Source organism: Brevundimonas sp. (assembly GCF_016463485.1).
Lineage (GTDB): Bacteria > Pseudomonadota > Alphaproteobacteria > Caulobacterales > Caulobacteraceae > Brevundimonas.
Genome location: NZ_JAEMRD010000226.1, coordinates 1 through 3,079 on the forward strand (window position 1 = coordinate 1; position 3,079 = coordinate 3,079).

General features: G+C 67.2%; 3 protein-coding genes. All 3 read right to left on the reverse strand.

Going from position 1 to position 3,079, the window contains the following annotated elements; all coding sequences use genetic code 11:
* On the reverse strand, positions 1–492 hold a 492-nt coding region (locus JHC99_RS18190), incomplete at its 3' end, for an NAD(P)H-binding protein (protein ID WP_292156094.1).
* Between the two features lie 38 nt (positions 493–530).
* Positions 531–2,525, reverse strand: coding sequence for an acetyl/propionyl/methylcrotonyl-CoA carboxylase subunit alpha (locus JHC99_RS18195; protein ID WP_292156095.1), 1,995 nt, complete (start codon positions 2,523–2,525; stop codon positions 531–533).
* A 223-nt stretch (positions 2,526–2,748) separates the two neighbouring features.
* Positions 2,749–3,079: carboxyl transferase domain-containing protein (locus JHC99_RS18200; RefSeq protein ID WP_292156096.1), on the reverse strand; the 331-nt coding region annotated here is incomplete at its 5' end.

Consider the following 3,079-nt stretch of genomic DNA (forward strand, 5'->3'; position numbering starts at 1 on the left):
GGCCACCCGGTTCTCGCCCAGGCCGACCAGCGCCCCTTGAGCCAGTGCGCCCTTGGCCTCGTCCGCAAAGGATTCGGCGTAGTAGTTCATCCTCAGAATGCTCCACTGCGCCGCCGTCCGCATCAGATGCTGTTCCGCCGCGAAATAGGACGCCCAGACATCGGGCTCAGCCCGGGACCGCGTTCCGGCCGAGGACATGAAGACGACGTGTCGGACGCCCGCTCGATTCGCGGCGTCGATCGCCGCCAGATTCTGCCGCGCACGCTGGCCCGGAGCCAAGGCCACGGTCGGAATGATCAGCAGCCTGTCCAGCCCGGCATAGGCCGCATCCAGGGTCTCGGGCTGATCGTAGTCGCCGAGGCGGGCATCGTAAGCCGCCGCCGGATCGGGTGTGCGCGAGATGCCGACGATCTCCAAACCGGCCTGTCCCGCCAGATGGTCAAGGACGGCCCCGCCCAGCTTCCCGCTCGCACCGCTGACACCGATTTTCATGCTATCATTCCTCGTTCCGGTGAAAGTCCACCGTCGTCTCAACCCGCCTCGACGATCGCCAGAACGGCGTCGGCGGTGACCTGATCGCCGGTGGCGACGCCGATCCCGGACACCGTGCCGTCGAAGGGGGCGACGAGGGCGTGTTCCATCTTCATGGCCTCCAGCACCACGATCGGCTGGCCCTTGACCACGGCGTCGCCGACGGCGGCCGAGACGGCGACGATCTTGCCGGGCATGGGTGCTCGAAGCGTGCCGTCAGAGGCGGAGCCAGCAGCGGCACTGGCACGGCGACGCCTGAACTCGTACGCGCCGCCGCCCTCGAATACGACTATCCCATCTTCCCTGGAGATGGCCGAGAACGGCTGCTCGTCGATGACGACGAAGCCCGGCGAGCCATAGCCGTGATACCGGCCTCCCGGCGTCTCTACGGTGAAGCCAAAATGCTGGCCCGTGTCATTGTAGGTCTGCGGGCCGGATAGAAGGGCCCAGACGGGTTCACCATCAGACCAGAGACCAAGCCGAACGCCCGGATTTCCGTTCATCCGAAAGGCGAAGGGCCCTTGGCTCCAAGGACTGTAAGTGTCGTTCGATGCGCCTTGCCAGCCCAGAATTTCGCCCTCGCCGCCTGATGCGGTGAAGGCGGCTGCGACCGCCTCGGCGGAAGGCGATGTCTTGCCAGCTAGACTGTCCTGATGGCCGCCGATGAAGCCCGTGTCCACATCCCCCACGACGAACTTGGGATGCTCCAAGCACTTCACCAAGAAGGCCGCATTGGTCTTCACCGGCCAGACCTCGACCTCGGCGCAGGCGTCGGCGAGGCGGGCGGCGGCGGCTTCGCGTGACGTCTCATGCACGATCAGCTTGGCGATCATGGGGTCGTAGAACTGGCTGACCTCGCCTCCCTCAAAGACGCCGGTGTCGATGCGTATGTCGTCGGGCAGGCGGAAATGCTCGAGCTTGCCGATGCTGGGCAGGAAGCCGTTCGCCGGATCCTCGGCATAGAGCCGCGCCTCCATGGCCCAGCCGTTCATGGGGATGTCGGCCTGTTTCAGCGGAACGGGCTCGCCGGCCGCCGCGCGGAACTGCCATTCGACCAGATCGACGCCGGTGATGCTCTCGGTGACGGGGTGTTCGACCTGGAGGCGGGTGTTCATCTCCATGAACCAGATGCGGTCGGCCCGCAGACCCTCCGAGGCATCGGCGATGAACTCGATGGTGCCCGCGCCGACATAGTTCACCGCCTTCGCCGCCTTGACCGCCGCCTCAGTCACCGCCGCGCGGGTGGCGGGGTCCATGCCGGGGGCCGGCGCCTCCTCGATCACCTTCTGGTGGCGGCGTTGCAGGGAGCAATCGCGCTCGTACAGGTGGACGACCTCGCCGTGGCTGTCGCCGAACACCTGAACCTCGATATGGCGCGGCGACAGGATGTATTTCTCGATCAGCACCCGGTCGTCGCCGAAGCTGGACGCGGCCTCGCGCTGGCAAGAGGCCAGGGCGTCGAGGAAGGCCTCGGACGTCTCGACCCGCCGCATCCCCTTGCCGCCGCCGCCCGCCACGGCCTTGATCAGCACCGGATAGCCGATGGCGTCGGCCTCGGACTTCAGGTGGGCCGGGGTCTGGTCCTCGCCCATGTATCCGGGCGTGACGGGCACGCCCGCCGCGACCATCAGCTTCTTGGCCGCATCCTTCAGCCCCATGGCCCGGATCGAGGCCGGGGGCGCGCCGATCCAGACGATCCCCGCCGCCATGACGGCCTCGGCGAACTCGGCGTTCTCGGACAGGAAGCCGTAGCCGGGGTGGATGGCCTCCGCCCCCGTCGCCTTCGCCGCCGCCAGCACCTTGTCCGCGACCAGATAGCTCTCGCGTGCCGCCGCCGGCCCGATCAGCACCGCCTCATCGGCCTCGCGGACGTGCAGAGCGTGTGCGTCCGCCTCGGAATAGACGGCGATGGTGCGGATGCCCATCCGCTTTGCCGTGCGGAACACGCGACAGGCGATCTCGCCGCGATTGGCGACCAGGACGGATTTGAACATCAGCGTTCTCCACCATGCGCCAAACGCATGTCTTCTCTTTCGTCATTCCGGGCGAAGGCGAGCGCAGCGAGGCGCAGACCCGGAACAAGGCGGCGCCGTAGCGCAGTGAAGGCGAAATGGTTGATCCGGACTCGTCCGCGACAGGTTCGCGCTCTCGCGCGCCGCCGGGTTCCGGGTCTTCGCTGCGCTTCGCCCGGAATGACGAAAGGAGGGAAAGCCACGTTCACATCCTGAACACGCCGAACACCGTGTCCGGGATGGGCGCATTCAGCGTGGCACTGATGGCGAGGCCGAGAACGTCGCGGGTCTGGGCGGGGTCGATGATGCCGTCGTCCCAGAGGCGGGCGGTGGCGTAATAGGGGTTGCCCTCGTCCTCGTATTTCTGGCGGACCGGGGCCTTGAACGCTTCGGCCTGTTCAGGGGTCCAGCTGTCGGCGTCGCGGTGGACGGTGGCCAGGACGGCGGCCGCCTGTTCGCCGCCCATGACGCTGATCCTGGAGTTCGGCCAGGTGAACAGGAAGCGCGGCGAATAGGCCCGGCCGCACATGCCGTAG

Bases quoted from the DNA above. Each gene is read 5' to 3' on its own strand.
- JHC99_RS18195 (WP_292156095.1), bottom strand. From the start codon at position 2,525: ATGTTCAAATCCGTCCTGGTCGCCAATCGCGGCGAGATCGCCTGTCGC.